The sequence below is a fragment of the Salinimicrobium maris genome (genome assembly GCF_049680855.1).
Taxonomy (GTDB): Bacteria; Bacteroidota; Bacteroidia; order Flavobacteriales; family Flavobacteriaceae; genus Salinimicrobium.
Window position 1 is genome coordinate 516,867 of the sequence record NZ_JBMPGS010000002.1, and the last position, 23,647, is coordinate 540,513.

Below are 23,647 nucleotides of genomic sequence, written 5' to 3' on the forward strand. Positions count from 1 at the left end.
AATTTACTTAATAAATTCAATACGGTGTGTACTGGCTTCGTTCTTACTATCAAAGAAACCCTGGTCATTCATCCAATCGTCACTATAAATTTTGCTCATATACCTTGAGCCGTGATCTGGGAAAACAACAACCACTTTACTGTTCTCGTCAAATTCTCCTTCTTCAGCCAGTTGTTTAATCCCTTGAAAAGCTGCACCACTGGTATATCCTACGAAAAGACCTTCCGTTTTTGCAATTTGTCTTGCCGTGTGGGCGCTTTCTTCATCTGTAACTTTAACGAACTTGTCTATCACCTCAAAATCTGTTGCGGTGGGAATAAGATTTTTCCCTAACCCCTCAATCCTGTATGGATAAATTTCTTCGCTGTCAAATTCTTTAGTTTCGTGATATTTTTTAAGGACAGAACCATAGGCGTCTATTCCCAGGATGCGGATATTAGGATTCTGCTCTTTAAGAAATCTTGCAGTTCCGGAAATAGTTCCTCCGGTACCACTACAGGCTACAAAATGCGTTATTTTACCTTCTGTTTGTTTCCAGATTTCCGGACCTGTGGTTTTATAATGCGCCTCAATATTCAGCTCATTGAAGTATTGATTAATATAAACCGAACCCTTAATTTCCTGATGCATTTGCTTCGCCACCTGGTAGTAACTCCGGGGATCATCTGCCGAAACATTTGCCGGACAAACATACACCTTAGCCCCCATAGATCTCAACATATCAATCTTGTCTTTTGAAGACTTTGAACTTACCGCAAGAATACATTCATATCCTTTAATGACGCTCACCATTGCAATGCTAAAACCGGTATTTCCAGATGTGGTTTCTATAATGGTATCTCCAGGCTTTAGAATACCTTTTCTTTCGGCTTCTTCTATGATGTGGAGGGCAATTCTATCTTTTGTAGAATGTCCAGGATTGAAAGCTTCTACCTTTGCAAAAAATTCACCTTTTATATCTTTCGTGATCCTGTTCAACTGGATTAGGGGTGTATTACCTATGAGCTGTAATACATCATTATAAACCTGTAAATCTTCTCTCATAAATTGAAGTTATTTACAATTAATAAGTCTTTGCTGCTGCACCAAACTTAACTGCAAATTGGTACAAATTTAAAGTAAATATTTTAATTAATGGGTAATCTCCTCTAAATCGAGCAAAAAAGCATATTCTTCAGCTACTTCTTTAAGCGCTTCAAATCGTCCTGATGCTCCACCATGACCAGCATCCATATTAATATGGAATAGTAACTTATTTCTATCTGTTTTGAATTCCCTCATTTTTGCTACCCATTTTGCCGGCTCCCAGTATTGCACCTGTGAGTCATGTAATCCTGTGATCACAAGCATATTTGGATAATCCTGTGGAATTACATTGTCATATGGAGAATAAGATTTGATATAATCGTAATATTCTTTGTCATTTGGGTTTCCCCACTCATCATATTCTCCTGTGGTAAGAGGAATGTTTTCATCTAGCATCGTAGTTACTACATCTACAAAAGGAACTGAAGCTATAACGCCATTGTATAATTCCGGTGCCATATTTACAATGGCCCCCATAAGTAATCCTCCTGCCGAGCCGCCACTGGCATATAAATGTTTCGCAGATGTATATTTATGTTCTATTAAATATTTAGAACAATCAATAAAATCTGTAAAAGTATTTTTCTTTTTCAGAAGTTTTCCATCCTCATACCATTGCCGCCCTAGATATTCACCTCCACGTACATGAGCAAGTACAAAAATAAAACCTCTGTCCAGCAAACTTAATCGAACAATTGAAAAGTAAGGATCAATAGTAGATCCATACGAGCCGTAGGCATATTGCAGCACAGGATTTGTTCCATCTCGTTTTACATCTTTATGATGCACTACCGACATTGGAATTTTAGTACCATCTTTTGCCGTTGCCCATATTCTTTCTGAAACATAATTCTCTTTGGCAAACTTACCTCCCAGGACCTCCTGCTCCTTCATGATCGTCTTTTCCTTCGTTCTCATGTTGAAATCTACAATCGAGGTAGGCGTGGTCATAGAGTTATATGTGTAACGAAGAATTTCAGTATCAAAATCAGGATTCGTACCAGTAAAAGCGGTATAAGTTTCGTTATCAAAAGGAATAAAATAAGACTGCGTTCCATCCCACGTCATGATCTTGATCTGGTTAAGTCCATTGCTCCTTTCACTTACAACCAAATATTTGTGAAAGATATCTATATCCTCCAACAGCACATTCTCTCGATGAAAAATGACATTTTTCCAATTTTTCATCCCGGGACTTACCACAGGGGTCTTCATAAGTTTGAAGTTGGTCGCGTCATCCTTATTCGTCAGGATGTAAAAGAAATCTTCAAAATGATATAAGGTATATTCCAAGCCGCGCACCCTTGGCTGCACAATTTTAAATTCTCCATTTGGGTTATTGGCGTTCAGGAAACGATATTCGCAGGTAAGCGTACTGCTGGAACCTATAATGATAAAATCCCTCGATTTGGATTTATAAACATAGGTGTTAAAAGTCTCATCTTCTTCATGATAAACCACTTTATCTTCTTCCACAAAAGTTCCCAGGGTATGCTTATATATTGTATCAGATCTTAATGTCTTCTCATCCTTCCTGGTGTAAAACAGGGTCTTGTTATCATTGGCCCAGGTAGAACCTCCCGTAGTAGTCTCGATCTTCTCCGGTAGCAGCTCTCCCGTTTCCAAATTTTTAATTTGAATAGTATACTTTCTACGACTCACTGTGTCTACCGCAAAAGCAGCCAATTTATTATCTGGACTCACGTTAATTCCTCCCAGGCTGTAGTAATCAAAATCCTTTGCCATTTCGCTTACATCAAAAAGCACCTCTTCAGGAGCATCAAGGCTTTCTTTTTTTCGAGAATAGACTGGATAATCCTTTCCTTTTTCATATCTGGTAATATACCAGTAGCCGTTTAGTTTATAAGGAACAGATTCATCATCTTCCTTTACCCTTGCCTTCATTTCCTCAAACAACTGCTCCTGAAAGGTTTTGGTATGAGCAGTCATCTCTTCATTGTACTCATTTTCTCTTTTCAAGTACTCTAAAACTTCAGGATTCTCCCTGTCCCTGAGCCAAAAATAATTGTCTATTCGAACATCATCATGTATCTCTAATTTTGTCTCTATTTTCCTGGCTTTAGGAGCCTTAATTTCTTTTTCTAAAAATTTCATTCCAACTATTTTACAAGGTTTGCAAAAGTACGGCTTCTATAGAAAATTAGAAGTATCTTTCTAATTAAAGAACGGTTTAGAAGTTTTTGTCATAATTTTGTATTTATCAACTTAAAAAAGAGAAAGCATGTTTGGAGATATGATGGGTATGATGAATAAGATCAAAGAAACCCAACAAAAAGTAGAAGAAACTAAAGAACGATTGAAAACAGTGATGATCGATGAAGAGTCCAGTGACGGACTTTTAAAGATCACCATTACTGCAAACCGTGAGATCAAAAATATTAGTGTGGCAGATGAGCTTTTGGAAGACAAAGAACAACTGGAAGATTACCTCGTGCTGACCCTTAACAAAGCCATTAATAAAGCTACTGAAGTCAATGAAGCCGAACTTGGTGCCGTAGCAAAAGCGGGAATGCCAGATATTCCCGGACTGGATAATATGTAGCAGAACCTCAAAAAAGGTAATAAAAGGGCTGATTCTAAATCAGCCCTTTTCCATTTACTTCTATTTCTTTAGCTTAATCTTTTCTACTACAGAAAGAAATTTCTGGTGCATTTCTTCAGTATAATCAAGATGAGTAACAATTCTCAATTTTCCCTGCCCCATGTTACTGATCCGGATACTGTTCTTTTCTAGTTGTTTCAGGAAATTCTGTTCTTCCGAAGGATTTTTAAGGTAAAAAATAACAATGTTCGTAGCCACCGGTTCTACTTCCTTCACGTAAGGCTGCCGGCTTAGAGCTTTTCCAATTTCTGCTGCCCTTTCATTGTCTTTTGCCAGGCGATCTACATGATTATCCAGAGCATATATTCCTGCTGCAGCCATAAAGCCTACCTGTCGCATTCCGCCGCCTAAAACTTTTCGAATACGCATGGCTTTTTTCATGTATTTTTCATCACCAATCAGCACCGATCCCATGGGAGTTCCCAGTCCTTTTGAAAGGCAGATAGAAATGGTATCAAACAACTCACCATATTGCTTTGGTGACTCACCTTTGGCAACTAAAGCATTGAACAGCCGCGCACCGTCCAGGTGTAATCCCAAGCCATTTTTGGTACAAACTTTTTTGATCTTTTTAATCTCTTCGAGATCATAACATGCGCCACCACCCTTATTGGTAGTATTTTCGAGACAAACCAAAGTGGTTAACGGACTGTGATAAAAATCTGGCGGATTAATACTGTTCTCAACCTGCGCGGCAGTGATCATTCCCAGGTGCCCGTCTACCAGCTTGCAGGAAACTCCGCTATTGAAAGAGACTCCGCCGCCCTCATAATTGTACACATGGGCCCATTTATCGCAAATAAGCTGCTCGCCCGGCTGGGTATGCATTTTTATCGCCGCCTGGTTTGCCATCGTTCCCGTAGGAAAGAATAAAGCAGAAGATTTTCCGAACATTTCAGCGAGTTTCTGCTCCAGGATATTCACTGTTGGATCTTCTTTATAAACATCATCTCCTACTTCTGCCGCCATCATGGCCTGCAACATTCCTTTTGTGGGTTTGGTTACCGTATCGCTTCTTAAATCTATTTCTTTCATATTGTTTATCCTGAAAATTTTAAAAATGCCGCTTATTTCAATTCAATCTTAAAGACTTCAAATGCAACAAGTTTCAAAAATGGCATTTTTGGATGGATTTCTTCGCTATTTCTTGTGCGGCCTAAAACTATAAAATAATCGTAAAATAGTTTCCTTTGCAGGTGTATAATTCTATTTTTGTGCAAAACTTAATCTATGATTACTACAGATACTATTAAGGACCTTAAAGATCGCCTGGTTGCGTTAAGGAGGTATCTTTGACGTTGATGCCAAGCAAATTGAAATAACCAATCTTCAGGAAAAGACACTTGCACCCGACTTCTGGAACGATCCTAAAAAAGCAGAAATTCTTGTAAAGAACCTGAATGCTGAAAAAAAATGGGTCGATGATTATCACGAAGCCGAAACTCTTGTAGAAGACCTTGAGGTTATTTACGAGTTCTATAAGGAGAAGGAAGCCTCTGCGGAAGATGTGGAAGAACGTCATCAAAAAGCGCTTGATCTCATCGAAAAATTGGAGTTTAAGAATATGCTTTCTGAAGAGGGTGACAGCCTGAGTGCAGTGCTGCAAATCACGGCAGGTGCCGGCGGCACCGAAAGTTGTGACTGGGCAGAAATGCTTATGCGAATGTACTTGATGTGGGCCCAAAAAAGCGGTTTTAAAGTAAGGGAACTGAATTACCAGGCCGGGGAAGTCGCAGGTATCAAAACCGTCACGATAGAAATAGAAGGAGAATATGCCTTTGGCTGGCTCAAAGGTGAAAACGGGGTGCACCGTCTCGTGAGGATCTCCCCTTTTGACAGCAACGCCAAGCGGCACACATCCTTCGCCTCTGTTTATGTATATCCCCTGGCAGATGAAACTATTGAGATCGACATAAATCCTTCGGAAATTTCCTGGGAAACCATGAGATCATCTGGTGCCGGCGGACAAAATGTCAACAAGGTCGAAACTGCCGTGAGACTTCGACATGCTCCCACCGGAATTGTCATTGAGAATTCCGAAACACGCTCGCAGCTCGAAAATAAGACAAAAGCAATGCAGTTGCTGAAGAGTCAGCTGTACGAGATTGAACTTCAGAAGCAACAGGCACAGCGCAGGGAAATTGAAGATTCCAAGATGAAGATTGAATGGGGATCACAAATAAGGAATTATGTGATGCACCCTTACAAACTCGTGAAAGACGTACGTACTGCTGAAGAAACAGGAAACGTAGATGCTGTCATGGATGGGGAAATAGATCAATTCCTGAAAGCTTTTCTCATGATGATGGGACAAAAAGAAGAAGATTAAAAAGTACGGAAAAATACTATTTTGAATGCAAACCTGAAGATGAATATCCAAAAATGACTTTTTGAGATGCTCTTCAGGTTTGTTATTTTTATATGTAGAAGCTTCTTCAGCTAAAGGAGAAACAATACAAATATCAACTTCAAAAGCAATTATATGATTACTATATATCACAACGCCCGCTGCAAAAAATCCAGGGAAGGACTGGAAGTGCTAAAGCAATCAGGCCAGGAATTTGAAACGAGGGAATATTTAAAAGAACCTGTTTCAGAAGAAGAATTGAGCACGTTACTGGACCAACTGGGCATGGCACCCATAGAACTGGTACGTCGCGAAGAAAAAATTTGGAAGGAAAATTATAAAAGCAAAGATCTTAGCGACAAGGAGCTGATAAGGATCATGACCGAAAACCCCAAGTTGATCCAGCGACCAATCGTCGTTAGAAATAACGAAGCTGTAGTAGGAAGGCCTGCAGAAAAGATTGAAAAACTGCTTCACTAGTGCCATTTTTGACTGTTCTTCAAATATTTAACTACGTATTAACCCCACAGGCGCATTCTTATTCTTATTTTTAAAAGAAAAGGAAGAAATGAAAATTCAGATAAAATATCAAATCCTGTTACTTTTTACCGTTACCCTACTCGCGGGAGGGAATATATACTCCCAATCTTTTGTTCAGGAAGACGCAAGCCAGGAAGTGCAGGAAGCAGCTAAAGAGAAAACTACGATGTGGATCAATGAACTTTCACTTACAGGAAAACAGGCTGCGCTTATGGAAAAAAAGATCATTGAATTTGCAATAAAGAAGGAGAAACTCATCCAATCGAAGATGAGGGAAGAAGCAAAAACAGAAAAATTACAGGCGCTTCAGGAACTGGAGTATAAAGACATGCGAGATATCCTTACCCAGCCACAGTTTAATCGATACCTGGCCCTCAAAAAGCAAGAGGTGAAGGCGCAGCAAGGAAATAAGTGAAACAAAAAATACTATTAGAAAATTTTAATAAAATTTTCATGCTCTCCATTTAAACCATTGGGTTTTTGTCCTGTCCTATAAGAAAAACAAGACATGACCTTCCAAACATCAAGGCCTTTTACAGCAAGTGCCCTTTTATTCCTTTTATTCTTAAGCTTTACGCTACATGCACAAAATCCCAGATATACAGTAACTGGAAAAGTTACAGATGAATCTGGTGTACCTCTGGAGTATGCAACAATATCCTTCGTAAACGCCAGTAATCCTGAAAATGTCAATGGCGGAATTACTGATCCTGAAGGTAACTTTGCCATTGACGTACGCGAAGGCACCTATAATATTACAGTAGAATTTATCTCATTTGAATCTAAATCTTTCCCAAACACTGAAATTACGGGAGACCGTGATCTTGGTACTGTAACCCTGGGCATGGCCGCCGGGGAGCTGGATGAAGTAGTTGTTACTGCCGAAACTACGCAGGTTGAAGTGAGGCTCGACAAAAAGATCTATAATATAGGTAAAGATTTGACTACCGCAGGAGGTACTGTAAGTGATGCGTTAAATAATGTACCATCAGTCTCTGTAGACCTGGAAGGCGGAATTAGTCTTCGTGGAAATGAGAACGTGCGCATTCTAATTAATGGAAAACCATCAGCAATGGCCGGTTTTGGAAGCACCGATGTACTGGCGCAATTACCTGCCGATGCTATTGAGCGCGTAGAAGTGATCACTTCACCTTCTGCACGGTATGACGCAGAAGGAACAGCCGGAATCCTTAATATCATTCTTCGGAAAGAAAAAACACTCGGTTTTAATGGATCCGTGACATTAAATGCTGGGTATCCTGATAACGCAGGAATTTCAGCAAATGTAAACTACAGGACAGATAAATTTAATGTATTCAACACCACAGGTTTCAGATATTTTGATGCTCCCGGAAATGGTTACTTCGACACAAGGTACAACGAAAACAGCAGTGTAGATTTCGACCGTATAATAGAGGACAGAGATATTGAAAGGCTAAACCGCGGGTACAATACCAACCTTGGTTTAGAATACTATCTTACAGATCAATCATCTATAACCGGTAGTATTTTCTTCAGGACAGGTGAAGATGAAGATGTAACTACAAATGTCACCTCCAACTTTATGGATGGCACAACTGGCCCTGCTTATAGCACTACGAGGATAGAAAATCAAATGGAGGAGGATAACAGCTGGCAGTTTGCGTTAAATTATATTAATCGATTTAATGACAGTGGTCATCAATTGACGGCAGATCTTCAATATGAAAACGACAAAGAAACACAACATACCATTATTGATGAAAATGAAGATGTAAATACCATTGGGTACGAGCGTTTCCTGTATGCTGAAGATATAGACCAGGAGGAAACACAAGAAGAATGGTTGCTGCAGGCAGACTATGTTCTTCCTATAGGTGAGGAATCACAATTTGAGGCAGGTTACCGTGGCAACTTCGAAAATGAAGTTACAGATTATGCCATTAGACAGGAGAATACAGGAGGTGAATTTGTATTGAATGAAAGACTGACCAATGTTTTTGATTATTCTGAAAATGTTCAGGCTTTATACGCTCAATATGGAACCAAATTAGGCGAATTCTCATTCCTGCTTGGATTAAGATTAGAAAATACGAATCTTAAGGGGGAAATAGATTCAGAATTAACGGAAGCTGAACTCGAAGAAGAATTCGGTTTTCCTATAAATACAAGTTTTGATAATAACTACCTGGGGCTTTTTCCAACGGTAAATGTTATTTATGAATTGGGTGAAACAGAAAACATCACTATAGGATATAACAGAAGGATTAATAGACCAAGAGGATGGTTCATTAATCCTTTCCCGTCAAGAAGCAGTACAAATAATGTCTTTCAGGGAAACCCTAACCTGCAACCTGCCTTTTCTAACGCATTTGATCTTGGATATTTAAAAAGATGGGATAAACTTACCCTCACTTCTTCTGTATATTATCAAAAGGAAACAGATGCTTTTGAAAGAATTGAAGAAAATGTTGCAGGAACAAATGTCATTCGAACCATACCTGTCAATCTCTCCAGTAATGTAAGAGCTGGTGGGGAAATTGGGCTTCTGTACAATCCTGCGAATTGGTTAAGACTAAATGGTAGTTTCAATTATTTCCAGTTTGAAACCGAAGGTGAATTTAATGGTGAAAGCTATGATGCTAAGAATACAAGTTATTTCGGGAGGTTTAGTTCAAAAGTTACACTCCCTTACCAGATAGACTGGCAAACCAATGCTTTCTACCGTGGACCTTCAGATGATATCCAGGGTACAAGAGAAGCAATACTTTCTATAGATCTTGCTTTGAGCAAGGAATTGTTTGATGAAAGAGCAACCTTGTCGGTAAATGTTCGTGACCTTCTAAACTCTAGAAAAAGGGAAAGCTTCACCACTACCCAAACTTATGAGCGATACAGTGAATTTCAGTGGAGACAGCGCTCTTTCAATGTTTCCCTCATGTATAGGTTCAATCAGCAGAAAAGAGAGCAAAGAAGAGCAGAACAGGAAAACAATGGAAATGAAATGGAAGGGGAAGGAGAGTTTTAGATTATTAGAATAGCCAAAAAAAAAGCCATCTAAAAAATAGATGGCTTTTTTTATACCATGACCTGAAGGAATATATTTTTTTAAAAAAACATATGGCCACCTGCATTTTAGCCCTCGAGCTAAATATTATAATTATAGTTCTTCAAAAAGAGCTTTAAAAGAAATACAGTCCCATTAATTCCTTTGGACAAATGCAGATGAGAAACTTGCAATTCTGATAGTGAGAAGAACAGGCTTAGCTTTAGAATTGCTATACAGCACTTTGCTTTCAAAAATTTTTAGTCTTGCCGCAAGTCTCTCCCCCTACTCATATACATATCTACCGTGTTTCGACTTTATCGGACTCTTTTGAATAATATTTCTTCCTCAGCCAAAATGCCACACGTACCAGTAATATCAAAGCTGGCACTTCTACAAGTGGACCTATAACTCCCGCAAAAGCCTGACCCGATTCTAATCCAAATACTGCTATTGCCACGGCTATGGCCAGTTCAAAATTGTTTCCTGCAGCTGTGAAAGCTACCGCTGCATTTTTATCATAAGTGGCGCCGGCCCATCGGGTAACAAAAAAACCAATTATAAACATGACGGCGAAGTAAATCAATAACGGAATAGCAATAAAAACGACATCCATTGGGATCTCCACAATGGCACCACCTTTTAGGGAAAACATCACCACTATAGTGAATAACAGCGCAATGAGAGTTAAAGGGGAAATAGCCGGGATAAAAGTTTCAGAATACCATTTTTCACCCATCTTTTTCACGAGTACAAAACGCGTGACTATTCCAAGAAGAAAAGGCAATCCCAGATAAACAGCTACACTTTCGGCAATGGTTCCTATAGAAATGTCTACAATAGCTCCTTCAAATCCAAAGTACGGCGGAAGTACAGTAATGAAGAGCCATGCATAAAAACTATAAGCAAATACCTGGAATATACTGTTTAAAGCTACAAGTCCGGCGCCGTATTCGCTACTCCCTTCGGCTAAATCATTCCACACCAGGACCATTGCGATACAACGGGCCAGTCCAATTAAAATTAGTCCCACCATATATTCAGGATGATCCTGTAAAAAAAGTAGGGCAAGTACAAACATTAAGACGGGACCAATGATCCAGTTTAGCACCAAAGAAATAGCTAAGATTGTCACATTTTTGAATACCCTGGGCAGTAAAGCATAATTCACCTTCGCAAGAGGAGGATACATCATAAGAATTAATCCAATGGCAATGGGAATATTAGTTGATCCACTGCTCATAGCATCTACTTTATCGGGAAAGGACGGAAAAAGATAGCCTATGGCTACACCCATAGCCATTGCAATAAAGATCCAGAGCGTAAGATAATTATCAAGGAAGCTTAGTTTCTTCTGTTTAAAGGTTGTCATATTAATATCCATTTCGTAGGTTTTCTGCAAATGTGTTTGGAAGTCGGCTGTTTTCTACCGCTTTTGCCGCTTCTTCAATATCATAATCAAATTTTATAAAATGTGGAATTATACTTTTTTTCTTCTTTACTGAAGTACGTTCGTTTATTTCCAAAATCACATAGGAGCCACGTGTATCATGGTCTTTTGGTTTCCCAACCGAACCCAGATTGATAGCATGCCTGTAATGAGGGTTCTTTTCTTCTCCTGAATTCAGGATGCGGTGATAAGGTTTATGGGTGTGGCCAAAGCACATGATATCTGCATTGGCCTGTTCCATAATTCGCAGCAGGCTTTTCTCTGCCCTATCTTCAAAGAGGTATTCATTGATCTTTCTTGGACTTCCGTGAACAAGGAGTAGATTTAATTTATCCTTGTTGAGCTGGTACTCGAGCCGAATATGCGCTGGAAGATGGCGAAGGTACATCCTGTTCTTCTCTGAAATGATCTCGTTGGTGAATGAAATTGAAACAGCTCCATTTTCCTTTTCTTCATCGGTTTTGTAGGCACAGCCGCAGTCGTCACTTGCCCTGCCAATACCAAAATCATAATTTCCTGCAATTGTAGGAATGTTGCGTTTCCGAATTTCATCAATTACTTCATTAGGCCAAATGTTGTAGCCAACCAAATCGCCCAAACAATAAATTGCATCTACCTCTCTTTTCTCCAAATCTTCAAAAAAGGCTTCCAGTGCAGGTAAGTTTGAATGAATGTCGCTAAAAAGTGCAATTTTCATGTCCTTAAATTTGTTTAATGCAATATTACGATAAATAGCAAGGTATAAATAAAAAATTTTCAGTTTTTCACAGGGATTCGTGAAACATAACAGTAGCATAACATTTAACAATGGCCACTGTTCAAATTACTGTTATTGATCATCCTGAAAACTATATTAAATATATCATTTTTCAATAGGTATAACGAGCTCATTCCTTTTCTCTATTTCAGAATTATAAATTTTCGCTAGATATTCATTAACTTAGGAAAATCAAAAGTTTATCATCCCCACTTCTCTTTCCCTCCACTAATTAATTTTCGTTGAAATTTCAATGAAAATCGTGACCCGCCTACCAGATGCCCTTTCTTCCGGATTTCTTAATCCTGAAGGATGAAGACCGATTAAGATTCATACCCCGGAAACTATATTTTCTGATCGAAATATTTATGGCCAATGATACAACCTGTACAGATATTAGTAGTTGAAGATGAAATGATCATTGCGGCCAATATTTCCCTGCAACTTAGTGAAATGGGTTTTGAAGTTTCGGGAATCATTCCCAGGGGAGAAGATGCGGTACAGCACATAAGGAACAATCCGCCAGAGATTGTCTTAATTGATATACAGCTTAAGGGCGATTTAGACGGGATAGAAACTGCTCAAAAAATGCAGGAAATTAATGATGAAATTGCTATAATTTATCTTACTGCCAATGCCGATGAATACAACTTCAATCGGGCGAAATTGACTCATCCATATGCATTCATCTCCAAACCTTTTAAGAAACTGGATTTACAGCGTAGTATTGAACTTACCATAAGCCAATTGAAATGCAGACCCGATGCCTCACTTGTGCCATCTAAAAATAAAGATTCTTCATTCGTGTTGAAGGATTGTTTATTTGTTAGACATCAGGAAAAGATGGTGAAGGTCAATATAGGTGCCATTCGTTACATAGAAGCCGAACGCAACTACTGCAGGATATTTTCTGAAGATAAACAATACCTGCTGGTCACCACCCTAAAGAAGATGAATGAAAAATTACCCGAAAAGCACTTTTTTCGAATCCACAGGTCTTATATCATTAATCTTGCACAGATAGAAGAGATTGCGGGTACTCACGTAGTAATTTCCCGGAAAGCCATTCCTATGGCAAAAGGAGTTCGACCAGAACTTCTAAAGAGGTTACAAACCATATAAGCTTCGGTAAAATTACTGGCAGTTAGGACAATTCCACCTTCCTTTCGTCCTAAAACCCTTGTTTTCATACACCTACAGAAGTAAATTCCTTCCCAATTAAAATCTTTTATTATGAAAACAAGTAACTTTATTCTAGTACTGTTTGCTGCACTACTACTGCAGTCAAACCTCTTAATTGCTCAAAATGCCACCCGGGCATATTGGATTCACGAAGACCAGGTAAAACCTTCTATGGTGAAAGAATATGAGTCCGTTACCAAAGATTTTATTGATGCCTGCCAGGAACATAAAGTCCAGGATGCAGACTGGACTACAGCAAGTATTAATGATGGAAAATACCTGACCATTGTGCCTATTCAAGAAATGGCCGATCTGGATAAAAATCCCCTCGCTCCTTTAGCTGAAAAAATGGGTGAAGAAAACTTTTCAAAGATCTTTACAAGATTCAATAAATGCTATGACGCGCACCGCGATTATATCGTGCATTTGATCAATGACATGTCCTATATGCCAAATGGCTTAACGACGAATACCGATGGGGAGAATTATAGAAAATGGCATTTCTTTCATGTCACTCCTAATAACGTTTCCAACCTAAGAGCAAAGATGAATGAAATTAAAGCGCTTTATGAGAAAAAGAACGCAAAACAACATTTTAGGATCTACCGGAATGGCTTTGGGACCAATGGCGATTATTACCTCGCAGTTATTTCAGCGAAAGATGCAGAATCCTATGCCAAAACTTCGAGAGAGACAGATGAGCTCTTGGGAGCGGAAGGCGCAAAACTCTTTGAGGAGATGATGAATTATGTGCACCGGTACGAATCTAAAACAGGGCAAATGCGACCAGACCTCGCATACACCGCCAATTAATTATTCAAAAATGACATTTTATGAAGACTTTCAAGAGCCATCCCGCATTTTTGCTCTTACTCTTGTCTCTTTCCTGGAACCTCCATAGCCAGAATATTGACAACAAGTTGGTAGTTAAACAAATATATGATGTGCTACAAGAAAAGAATGTTTCCTTCACAGCGATAAAAATTCTAACTCCGGCAATAAATTGGAATGACGCCGAACCAGGAACTGATAATTTCGACAAGTATAAAATTACATTGCATTCCACAATGCAAAACAAGTGGCAGCATCTTCAATTTAAAGATTTAAAGTTTGAAGAACCAGTAGAAAATGAAGTGGTGGTTACTGGTATAATCATGGGGCGGCAGTTAACCGAGTGCGAATATATTCTAACAAGATTTAAACACTCCTGGTATTTAAAAAAGGGGGAAATAACAGGCTTTTCAGAATAAATATACTGTGAAATATGAAAGTACTGGCATTTATTGTTTTAGGCTTAATTGTATTTGTTACCTGTAATCATATGAATATAGGTCATACTTTGAAATCTTCAGAAATTAAAAGCTCCAAGAAAGTAATGGAAGGCTATGAAGAATTCCAACTGGGGTTTTTCAGAAACCGAAACTACCTTTCTGCAATGATGGAAGCGAAGGGAAAAAGTTCTGCGCAGGGAAAGCCTGTTGAGGGTTATAACTTTAAATTTTAATTTTAGGGATTTAGTGAGGACGGTTAATTTTAAAATTGAAGAAGTATTGTGTTCCGGCGTTATAGACCACCTGCATTTGACCATTGAGTTGCTGGGTGAGCAATTTAATTAGTCTTGTTCCAAATCCTGTTCCTTTGATGGACTTTTCTTTATTGAACCCAATCCCATTATCTTTTACTGTCAATTCAATTTCTCTGGAGAATTTTTGATTTAACTGAATAATTATTTCTCCCGGCTGTTCTTCCGGAAAGGCATATTTAAGACTGTTTGTTAATAATTCGTTGATGATAAGCCCCAAAGGCACTGCCGTATCTACATCAAGATGCACCTTTGGCATATCATATTTAATTTTAATGCGGTTTTCTTCTCCAAAGGAATCTAGTACGTGGCTCCCCAAGCTGGCAAAATAGTCTTTCATTTCTATAGATGAAAGGTGATTCTTTTGATATAAACGTTGATGAATCATACTCATGGAAAAAACCCTGTTCTGACTCTCCTGCATTGCGCTCTTCACCTTAGGATTTTTGATTTGAGCAGTTTGAAGAGCAAGTAAACTGGAAATGATCTCAAGATTGTTCTTCACCCTATGGTGGATTTCCTTTAATAAAAATTCTTTTTCACTATTTTGTTTTTTTAGCAACCTGTTTTTCTTTCTATTATTGCGGAAACTGATAAACAACACCAGCAATATCATAAAGAGGAGAGCAGCAAAAAGGCTGATAAAGTTTTGTCTCGTTTGTTGCTGTATCAATCTTGTTTCCTGCAGCTGAATGGTGTTCTCTTTTTGAGCAACATTAAATTCTGTTTCAAGTTGAGAAATTCTTTTATCTGCTTCTGCAGTAAAAACAATGCTATTAAGGGAATCATAGATTGAAAAGGCCTCATATGCCTCCTTAAATTGGGAGTTGCCAGCATAAGCTTTTCCCAGGCTTTCATATGCCTTACTTAAAAAGAAACCGTCGCCAAAAAGCGGTGTAGCCACTTCTATCGACTTCCTGATATTCTTTACGGCAGCCTGATGATTCCCGGTGCGACTTTGCAGTTCCCCAACCGAAAGATAAGAACGCATAAGCATAAAGGCGTTATCTAGCAGGTATGCGTATCTAATTGCATTCTGCCCGGCCTCTTCGGCTTTTTTGGGATCTTCCATGATGGAATACAACTCTACAAGTGAAATATACACATCACTTAAGTTATTGTAGAATCCATAGCGCTCGCCAATCTCTATAGAACGTTGATAATATTCCAAAGCTTCATCGTACCGCTCCAGGCTTAAATAATTATTTCCAACTACATAAAGTGTGAAATCGTAATCCAGATCGTCCAGTCCTCTTTGTTCAAAAAAGGATAGTGACTTTAAACCATATTCCAAGCCTTCCTCGTATTTCTCCTGCTTCCAGAATAAGTTGCTGAGATCACTGTAAGCAAGCCCAATGGCTTTATAATCGTTGAGCTTTTCTCCCAATCGTAAAGATTCCAGGGCAAAATCTGCCGCTCTTCCCAATTGCCCCCTGCGTTCGTATACATAACCTAACTGAGTGTTCAAAAATGCGAGATCGCTTTCATTTACTTTATTTTTTGCCTCCCGTAAAACTTCTTCGGCTGCGTCAAGTTTTTCCTGCCTCAAGAGAATGGCACCTTGCGTGATCTGGAACCTTCCATGCCACAGGTTATTATTCATTTCAGAAGCTGTTTTCAAACCTGTTTCTGTAAAACCCATGGCAGTGGAAAGATTACGAGTATGCCAGTAATAAGCCAAATCATTGAGAACCGACAATTTCACTGTATCATTCTCAATTTTGTCCAGAGCACTTTCCATCTCCTGGAGATAAGAAAAGGAAAAGTCATCGGTTTCTACAAAGATTTTCCTGTAGGGATCAGGTTTTGTAAAGTCGAAGATTTGTCCAAAACCTGCATGACTAATGAAGGTTAAAAACAGAAACACCAGAACGATATCTTTTATCGTTTTCAAGAACTTTAATTTTAAGGCACCTCTGATAAAGGTACCACTAAAAAATTGTAGTTCAACAACTTAACCAGCTCCCTAATAAAAAATAATGATACTCCGTCTAGAATTTTTTACGTAAGCTGATAAACCATAAATAATTTACACCTACTTTCCATCGAGAAATAATAGATCAGGATTTAGTAACCCACTGCTTTATCATCTCCCCTGCGATCGGCTCCACCTTCAAGTTTACCGTCTGGAAGCACCAGGATAGCATCCACTTTGCCCAGTATCCTGGATTGGCCTTCGCTAAATTCATATCCCTTTTGCTTCAGCGTTTCAAGAATTTCGGGATCAAAGGAATTGGGTTCAAACAGGATCTCATCGGGCAGCCATTGGTGGTGAAATCGAGGAGCATTTACCGCGTCCTGCATACTCATGTCATAATCTGCAACGTTTAAGATGGTTTGCATGACTGAAGTTATAATAGTAGACCCTCCCGGTGAACCAAGCACCATGAATAGGTTTCCGTTCTTCTCTACAATAGTTGGGGTCATTGAACTCAGCATTCTTTTCCCTGGCTCAATGGCATTAGCTTCGGCTCCAATCAACCCAAACATATTTGGCACTCCTGGTTTAGCACTAAAATCGTCCATTTCATTATTTAAGAAGAAGCCCAGCTCTTCCGCATATAATTTAGACCCGTAAGCACCATTTAAGGTTGTAGTGACAGCTACGGCATTCCCTTCGGAATCTACAATTGAATAATGCGTCGTTTCCATACTTTCATAGCCCACAATTTCCCCATGTTCTAAAGAAGAAGAAGGTGTGGCGTGGGAAAACGAGAAATTTTTCATTCTCTCCTGCAGGTAGTCTTCACTTAATAGCGTATCCACAGGTATATCTACAAAATCAGGATCTCCTAAGTAGAAACTACGATCGGCATAAGCTCTGCGTTCGGCTTCTGTAATTAGCTGTATCATTTTAGCGGAATTATGACCATATTCTTCCAGGGGAAAATCTTCTATCATTTTCATGATCTGCCCCATTACGATGCCGCCACTGGAGGGCGGAGACATGGCAAAAATTTGCAGATCATCATATTGAAATGAAACTGGATCCCTCCACTTTGCCTCGTAACTTATAAGGTCTTCCATGGTTATTATTCCTCCGTTTTGCTGAAGAAAATTCAGAAGTTTTTCGCCTGTGCTGCCGCCATAAAACTCCTCCCTGCCATTAGAGGCCAGCCGCTCAAGAGTATTTGCTAATGCGAGATTTCTAAGCGTGTCACCTTCCTTTAATTCTTGAGAATACAAGATGCTGTCCCTGTTGACACGAAGAAATGATTCTCGGTAATGCGCCAGCGTATTCATTTGATTTTCTGTAATGCTATAGCCATTTTTGGCCAGTGCGATCACCGGAGCAAGAATTTCTGCCAGGGGCAGGCTCCCAAATTTTTCATGTACTGCAAAGATTCCGGCGACGGTTCCCGGTACTCCAACTGCTAGTCCACCGTAACGACTCCTTTCTGAAATTACATTTCCTGCACTGTCCTGGTACATTGTTCTTTCTGCAGCCAAAGGTGCTTTTTCCCGATAATCCAGAGCTCCGGTTTCGCCATCATGCATCCGGTACACCATGAATCCGCCGCCGCCAAGGTTTCCCGCAAAAGGATAAACCACAGCCAAAGCCATCTCTGTGGCAACCATGGCATCAAAAGCGTTTCCACCCTGTTTCATTATCTGCACGCCTATTTTTGAAGCTTCTTCACGCGCCGAAACTACCATTGCATTGGAAACAACCAGTCCGCGCTCTTTAACAAGCGAAGGGGCGGCAGTTTTTTCTTTCGCAGAATCACAGGAAAACATTGAAAGAAAGACTACTAGTAAAATGAACTTCTTCATATAATTCTCAGGTAAATTTTGTTGGTAGTTGTTATAAATTTCTGAACAGCTGTAGTTCAGAAAAACAAAATTCTAAAGTAAAAAAAATATGGCAGGAAAAAATACCGGCTGCTGTTTCTTAAATCCTAATTTATATGCTGAAATACTTTAGGACTGAAGCTAAAGTTCATTCAAAAAAAGGATTTAAAAAGATCATTTTTGGATGCTATTGTAATCTATAAAAGATTCCGAAATAAATGCTGCAGAAGTATTTGATTTTGTTAATTGAAAAATAGTAACTTTAATTTACTGAATTTGAATACCTAACCTTTACAACTAAAATCCATATGAGCATCCCTGAAAAATTTGCCATTACAGAAAAACTGAAACAAACTACTTACCTGTCAAACGGAGAACTAATTACCTGGAATGGTAAAATGGACGAAGTGTATTCCACGATTTCAGCTACAGAAGATTACCAGCCTACCCTTCTTGGCAGCGTACCTCATATGGATAAAGATACGGCACTCGAAGCGCTGCAATCGGCATGTGATGCATACGCCCGCGGCCAGGGAGACTGGCCAACCATGAAAGAAGGTGAACGAATTCAATGTATGCAAAAGTTCGTTGAACAAATGAAAACGAAGCGCGAAGAAGTCGTAAAATACCTCATGTGGGAAATTGGAAAAAATTTACCAGACTCTGAAAAAGAATTTGACCGTACCGTTGAATATATAGAAGACACGATCGAGGATTACAAGCAACTGGACCGTGATTCCTCAAAGTTTACAAAAAGGGATGGTGTCTATGCCCATATTCGGCGCGGTCCTTTAGGAGTCGTGCTTTGTCTAGGTCCTTACAATTATCCTTTAAATGAAACTTTTGCCTTACTTATTCCCGCCATTATCATGGGAAACACGGTGGTGTTTAAACCTGCCAAACACGGGGTACTTTTACTCTCTCCCCTACTGGAAGCTTTCAAAACCAGCTTTCCTAAAGGTGTCGTAAATGTCATTTATGGGCGCGGACGCGAAGTTGCCGCACCCATCATGGCTACTGGAAAAGTAGATGTGCTGGCGCTAATTGGTAATAGCAAATCGGCTATTGCATTACAAGACCAGCATCCTCATAAGAATAGATTGCGTCTTGTTTTAGGATTGGAAGCTAAAAATCCTGCGATCATTTTACCCGATGCAGATCTTGATTTAACGATTCAGGAATGTCTCGCCGGAACTCTCTCCTTTAACGGGCAACGTTGTACCGCTCTTAAAATTATATATGTTCATGAAGATATTCGGGAGGAATTTAATAAACGTTATGCCGAACAGGTAGATAAGCTCAAATTCGGAAATCCTTGGGAAGAAGGAGTGAAACTCACTCCCCTCCCCGAACCCGATAAACCTCAGTACATCCAGGAACTTATAGATGATGCCAGGCAAAAAGGTGCTGAAATTATCAACAAAAAAGGTGGTGAAACTTCCAATAATTACATTTTCCCAGCAGTTCTTTATCCTGTAACCAAAGAAATGCGCGTGTACCAGGAAGAGCAATTTGGTCCGGTGGTACCCATTAAACCATTTACTGACATCCAGGAAATTTTAGATGAAATGGCCGACTCAAATTATGGCCAACAGGTAAGTCTATTTGGAAAAGACATTCAGGAACTGGCACCGCTTATTGATACTTTAGTGAACCTTGTTTGCAGGGTAAACCTCAACAGCTCCTGCCAGCGTGGGCCTGATGTTTTCCCGTTTACCGGCCGAAAAGATTCTGCTGTTGGAACTTTGAGTGTACACGATGCTCTAAGATCGTTCTCCATAAGAACCTTTGTAGCATCTAAGGATAACACATATAACAACCAGATTCTGCAAGAACTGCTAAATTCAAAAAATTCCAATTTTGTAAATACAGATTACTTGCTTTAACCGCTTTTTAGATGGCAGTTTTCCCGGCTTCAGAAAAGATTTTCCCGAAAAATCGAAAAGTTTCTCTGGCTTTTTCGACGGCAATATTTTCTTCTTCTTTTGAAAAATGGTAGTTCTGGAGCTTCTTTTTAAAGAGGTTCCAGTTTTTCACGTCGTCTCTTTTTCCATTAAAGAAATGTTGCTCCCCCAGGTGCGAAAGCTGCGGACATTTTTGAAGTTCCCGGCCAATCACCAGTCCACCCATGGCCGAACCTTCTACCACATAAGCCGCGCCCAGAGCTTCAGCTTTACTGTCACAACTAAATTCCCTGTCAAACTTTGCCGCTATAGAGTAATCAATATTTAAATTTTTAAGATCTTTTTTAAGCTGCTCATGTTTGGTTGCAGGATAGTCTGAAAGATAGCCGGAAATGGCATTTTCGGTGACCTTGTAGGCAATATAATTCTGAAGTAATAAAAACTTATATTCTTCCAGAGTGATTGAGTGATCGATGATTTTACTGGCCTCGTTCTCCTTCTCAATTTCCTCATGAAGCTCCCGTGTCGCTTCTCTAAGCCTTTCTATCATTATCTCCGGTTTTGAATTGCCCCATGCTCTCCCTAATTTTTCCAATATTTTCTCTCTGCTCTTTATTATCGGCCTTTAAAGAATCCAGATAATTATAAATCTGGTTTACAGCAATCTTATTATTTCGAATCTGTTCCCTAATATCTTTCTTTGCAACCATTGTAAAAACTACCTTTTTTAAGAGCGGTTCTAATTTCTCGTCCAGAACATCCATATGTTTCTTAAGAATATATCCCGAACCACCTGCCAAAATAGTGTGTGCTGCCAGTTCTTCATCATTGATGGTCCCGGTGAGGAAAATAAAGGTCACAGATGAATCTATATCTAATGCAAGTTCCAGCACTTCCATACCGGTACAAGTAGGTAGATTATAGTCAGAAATTATAACATCGGGCACAAAATTTATCAGCATATGCTTGCAATCCTCCAGGTTATCTACCACCTCAATTTCGGGGGCTTCCACGATCTTTGCAATCTTTCTCTTTATAAGAACTGCATCCGTTTCCAGATCTTCTACAAGTAATATACGTAAGGGTAATCTAATCATTCGTCGAATTTTGCTATGCCGTCACATCATTTGGGCAGCTTTCTGGAAAATTACATCTCAAAAAAGAAGGTGGCACCTTTACCTTCTTCGCTTTCCACCCAAATTCTTCCTTCATGTTTTTCAACAACAAGCTTTACCAACGCCAGCCCAATACCAGAACCTTTGTACTCCTTTCCCTTTAAACGTGAAAAAGTGGCAAAGATTTTTTCCTGTTGTTCTTTCGGAATTCCAATTCCATTGTCGCGCACAAAGTAAACATTTTTTTCGGTTTCCCCTATATAACCAATCTCCACCTTGGGCTCCTCTATTTTTGCGGAATAAGTGAGGGCATTACCAATAAGATTTGCCCAAAGCTGGAAAAGCATGCGTTTATCACCTTCCATTTCAGGCAGATTTTTCGCTACAACGATTTTAGTTTTCGGAAAAGTCGCTTCAGGATTGAAGGTCTTTAAAATTTCTTCTAAAAGCGCATTTACATCAATCTTTCCTTTTCTCACTTCGTCGGAACTTGTTCTGGAATAGGCTAGGATATCATCTATTAAGGAGTTCATTTCTCTGGCAAGACCAATGCTGGTTTCCAGGGTAGTTAAACCAGAATCTCCCAGTTTTTCTGCATGATCCTCCATAAGAATGGATAAATACCCTTTCATTCCCCTTAAAGGAGCACGAAGATCGTGCGACAAACCAAAATTAAATAATTCAAGTTCTCTATTGGCTTCCTGTAGGCGCTCGTTAAGTCCTTTTATCTCGTTTCTTTGCTTTTCCAAAAGAAGATAACTTATATTTTCTCCAAAAGCTTTTACAACGTTCACATCTGCCTCTTTCCATTTTTCAGATACTCCCCTCACCTGCTCACTCCACTTTTCAAAAGATTTGCGCGGACTTATGCGTTGTTTTTCTTCATCGTAGGTGCCTTTTTTATTGGGGTCGCCACCCCAACTAACTGTTTGGATAACTTCAGGTTTAAACCATAAAAGGTAATTGTTCTCCGAAATGCGCAGGCTCAAAATCCCGGAAGCTATTTCCTTGTATTTTTCTGCGGGCTCAAATTCCTCAGAAAGTTTCGAACTGGTAAATAAATTTTCTTCCTTTTCCGCTAGAAAATTAGAAACAAGGGAATTAATGTCATTTTTAGATGGTGTGGTTCCCGCCGTTTGAAGCACTCCATTAAATAATAATGCACCGCCTATACACGGTACTAAATCTGTAAATAAAGTATTTTCAGTAAGAGCTTCAAAAAGGTCCTTTTCGGCATTCATTTGCAGCACGAGCCTTTCTTTAATCTTTTCCGCCAGCCTTCTTTCTTCCAGGAAGTTGTTGGTTTCCTTTAGCGAGAGCTCATTAGAAAATATTTCAACCAGGAGTCGGCAGCTTTCCCTTTGGTAGTAATTAATAAATATAGCCGTATTGTGATGACAGGTGAGAAGCCCCCAGAGTTTTCCTTTTACCACGATAGCTGCAGTTAAACTGGCTCCCACACCCATATTTTGAAGATATTCCAGGTGAATTGGGGATACTCCTCTCAAGGCAGACTGAGAAAGATCAAGAGGTTGTTGTGTTAAAGGAGAAAGTACAGGAGTAACAGGTACGGGTTCATCATAAACATTTGTAATAATACGCATTCTGTTCTCCAAAAACAGGGCTCTTGACTGCGCCGGAATATCGGTGGCGGGATAATGCAAACCCAACCAGGAAGTGGCGTTTTCAGCTTTTTCTTCGGCGACCACTTCTCCATTCCATGCTTCATCAAAACGATAGATCATAACCCGGTCATACTCAAAAATATCTTTTGTAAGGGAAGCTGCGCGCTCACACAAATCTTGTGTGGATTTAGCATTTTTGAGTCTGTTGAGGATCGAGCTTAGTTGTTTTTGGAAGCTTACAGGTTCTTGCTTTTCTTCCAAAGGTTCAAAATCAAGCAGTAGAATCTCTTCTGAAAAATGTGGCAACAACAGGAATTTTTTTTCATTTATAACCACCTCAACCGGAAAAAACTCTTGTTCTGAGCATAGGTGCTGTTTAAATTCCTTCTGAAGTTCTTTTCCTATAAGAACAGCTATTTCCTTTCCCAGAAGTTCATTATGTGGAATTGAAAAATGCACGGCCGTATTTTCACTGCATTGCAACACTGTAAGATCCTGAAGATTACAAGCTACAACCGCTCCGTGCGACTGGCATTTTCCAATTATATGTATAGGTTCCCTCGCACAATTGTCAATGTTCACCTCTTCAGGATAACTATTAGATCTTGAAAATGCCATT

The 23,647-nt window shown here is 39.4% G+C and carries 20 protein-coding genes; 10 read left to right on the forward strand and 10 right to left on the reverse strand.

Features of this window, described 5'->3' with window-relative positions:
- Positions 1–3: 3 nt before the first annotated feature.
- Together capA and ACOV1Q_RS07815 are read right to left on the reverse strand one after the other, a co-directional pair.
- Positions 4–1,044 (reverse strand): cysteate synthase, encoded by a 1,041-nt coding sequence (gene capA, locus ACOV1Q_RS07810; protein ID WP_424493837.1) that lies wholly within the window; start codon positions 1,042–1,044, stop codon positions 4–6.
- 87 nt (positions 1,045–1,131) lie between these two features.
- The gene (locus ACOV1Q_RS07815) at positions 1,132–3,201 is read right to left on the reverse strand and encodes a S9 family peptidase (protein WP_424493838.1); all 2,070 of its coding nucleotides are present in this window, start codon (positions 3,199–3,201) and stop codon (positions 1,132–1,134) included.
- A gap of 127 nt (positions 3,202–3,328) precedes the next feature.
- Between ACOV1Q_RS07815 and ACOV1Q_RS07820 the strand changes: the two genes are divergently transcribed.
- Positions 3,329–3,649 (forward strand): YbaB/EbfC family nucleoid-associated protein, encoded by a 321-nt coding sequence (locus ACOV1Q_RS07820; RefSeq protein WP_424493839.1) that lies wholly within the window; start codon positions 3,329–3,331, stop codon positions 3,647–3,649.
- A 60-nt stretch (positions 3,650–3,709) separates the two neighbouring features.
- Here the strand turns inward: ACOV1Q_RS07820 and ACOV1Q_RS07825 are convergent, their stop codons facing one another.
- Entirely contained in the window at positions 3,710–4,744 is a 1,035-nt protein-coding gene (locus ACOV1Q_RS07825; RefSeq protein ID WP_424493840.1) for a threonine aldolase family protein, read from the reverse strand.
- Between the two features lie 195 nt (positions 4,745–4,939).
- Here ACOV1Q_RS07825 and prfB point away from each other — a divergent pair.
- The 4 genes from prfB (at position 4,940) to ACOV1Q_RS07845 (ending at position 9,603) form a co-directional block, all read left to right on the forward strand.
- Positions 4,940–6,038 (forward strand): peptide chain release factor 2 gene (gene prfB, locus ACOV1Q_RS07830; RefSeq protein WP_424493841.1). Its coding sequence is split into 2 segments (ribosomal slippage): positions 4,940–5,002 and positions 5,004–6,038, totalling 1,098 coding nucleotides; the frame shifts between segments, so codons are not numbered across the junction.
- Positions 6,039–6,191: 153 nt separating this feature from the next.
- Positions 6,192–6,536: an arsenate reductase (glutaredoxin) gene (arsC, locus tag ACOV1Q_RS07835; protein ID WP_424493842.1), complete on the forward strand. Its 345-nt coding sequence runs from the start codon at positions 6,192–6,194 to the stop codon at positions 6,534–6,536.
- Positions 6,537–6,624: 88 nt separating this feature from the next.
- Positions 6,625–7,011, forward strand: coding sequence for a hypothetical protein (locus tag ACOV1Q_RS07840; protein WP_424493843.1), 387 nt, complete (start codon positions 6,625–6,627; stop codon positions 7,009–7,011).
- A gap of 93 nt (positions 7,012–7,104) precedes the next feature.
- Positions 7,105–9,603 carry a TonB-dependent receptor domain-containing protein gene (locus ACOV1Q_RS07845; RefSeq protein WP_424493844.1) on the forward strand — a complete coding sequence of 833 codons (2,499 nt, stop codon included), beginning with the start codon at positions 7,105–7,107 and terminating at the stop codon, positions 9,601–9,603.
- A gap of 319 nt (positions 9,604–9,922) precedes the next feature.
- On the opposite strand, the gene arsB is transcribed toward ACOV1Q_RS07845, so the two are convergent.
- Positions 9,923–10,993: an ACR3 family arsenite efflux transporter gene (arsB, locus tag ACOV1Q_RS07850; protein ID WP_424493845.1), complete on the reverse strand. Its 1,071-nt coding sequence runs from the start codon at positions 10,991–10,993 to the stop codon at positions 9,923–9,925.
- Between the two features lies 1 nt (position 10,994).
- Positions 10,995–11,768, reverse strand: a complete 774-nt coding sequence (locus ACOV1Q_RS07855; protein WP_424493846.1) for a metallophosphoesterase family protein — start codon at positions 11,766–11,768, stop codon at positions 10,995–10,997.
- Positions 11,769–12,203: 435 nt separating this feature from the next.
- Between ACOV1Q_RS07855 and ACOV1Q_RS07860 the strand changes: the two genes are divergently transcribed.
- The 4 genes from ACOV1Q_RS07860 to ACOV1Q_RS07875 all read left to right on the forward strand — a co-directional run bounded on the left by ACOV1Q_RS07860 (position 12,204) and on the right by ACOV1Q_RS07875 (position 14,514).
- Positions 12,204–12,950: a LytR/AlgR family response regulator transcription factor gene (locus tag ACOV1Q_RS07860; protein WP_424493847.1), complete on the forward strand. Its 747-nt coding sequence runs from the start codon at positions 12,204–12,206 to the stop codon at positions 12,948–12,950.
- 111 nt (positions 12,951–13,061) lie between these two features.
- A complete protein-coding gene (locus tag ACOV1Q_RS07865; protein WP_424493848.1) occupies positions 13,062–13,823 on the forward strand; it encodes a hypothetical protein in 762 nt (253 codons plus the stop codon).
- 20 nt (positions 13,824–13,843) lie between these two features.
- On the forward strand, positions 13,844–14,260 hold the full coding sequence (locus ACOV1Q_RS07870; protein WP_424493849.1) for a hypothetical protein: 417 nt from the start codon (positions 13,844–13,846) through the stop codon (positions 14,258–14,260).
- A gap of 14 nt (positions 14,261–14,274) precedes the next feature.
- Positions 14,275–14,514, forward strand: a complete 240-nt coding sequence (locus ACOV1Q_RS07875; protein ID WP_424493850.1) for a hypothetical protein — start codon at positions 14,275–14,277, stop codon at positions 14,512–14,514.
- 10 nt (positions 14,515–14,524) lie between these two features.
- On the opposite strand, the gene ACOV1Q_RS07880 is transcribed toward ACOV1Q_RS07875, so the two are convergent.
- Together ACOV1Q_RS07880 and ggt are read right to left on the reverse strand one after the other, a co-directional pair.
- Positions 14,525–16,486 (reverse strand): histidine kinase dimerization/phosphoacceptor domain -containing protein, encoded by a 1,962-nt coding sequence (locus tag ACOV1Q_RS07880; protein ID WP_424493851.1) that lies wholly within the window; start codon positions 16,484–16,486, stop codon positions 14,525–14,527.
- A gap of 173 nt (positions 16,487–16,659) precedes the next feature.
- Positions 16,660–18,366, reverse strand: coding sequence for a gamma-glutamyltransferase (ggt, locus tag ACOV1Q_RS07885; RefSeq protein WP_424493852.1), 1,707 nt, complete (start codon positions 18,364–18,366; stop codon positions 16,660–16,662).
- A gap of 326 nt (positions 18,367–18,692) precedes the next feature.
- On the opposite strand from ggt, the gene ACOV1Q_RS07890 reads away from it, so the two are divergent.
- A complete protein-coding gene (locus tag ACOV1Q_RS07890) occupies positions 18,693–20,270 on the forward strand; it encodes an NADP-dependent glyceraldehyde-3-phosphate dehydrogenase (protein ID WP_424493853.1) in 1,578 nt (525 codons plus the stop codon).
- A 7-nt stretch (positions 20,271–20,277) separates the two neighbouring features.
- On the opposite strand, the gene ACOV1Q_RS07895 is transcribed toward ACOV1Q_RS07890, so the two are convergent.
- The 3 genes from ACOV1Q_RS07895 to ACOV1Q_RS07905 are packed head-to-tail and all read right to left on the reverse strand — an operon-like array spanning position 20,278 to position 23,646.
- Positions 20,278–20,838: a biliverdin-producing heme oxygenase gene (locus tag ACOV1Q_RS07895; protein WP_424493854.1), complete on the reverse strand. Its 561-nt coding sequence runs from the start codon at positions 20,836–20,838 to the stop codon at positions 20,278–20,280.
- Positions 20,822–21,385, reverse strand: coding sequence for a response regulator (locus ACOV1Q_RS07900; RefSeq protein ID WP_424493855.1), 564 nt, complete (start codon positions 21,383–21,385; stop codon positions 20,822–20,824). Before ACOV1Q_RS07900 ends, ACOV1Q_RS07895 begins: the two co-directional genes overlap by 17 nt.
- A 50-nt stretch (positions 21,386–21,435) precedes the next feature.
- Entirely contained in the window at positions 21,436–23,646 is a 2,211-nt protein-coding gene (locus ACOV1Q_RS07905) for an ATP-binding protein (RefSeq protein WP_424493856.1), read from the reverse strand.
- Position 23,647: the final 1 nt, after the last annotated feature.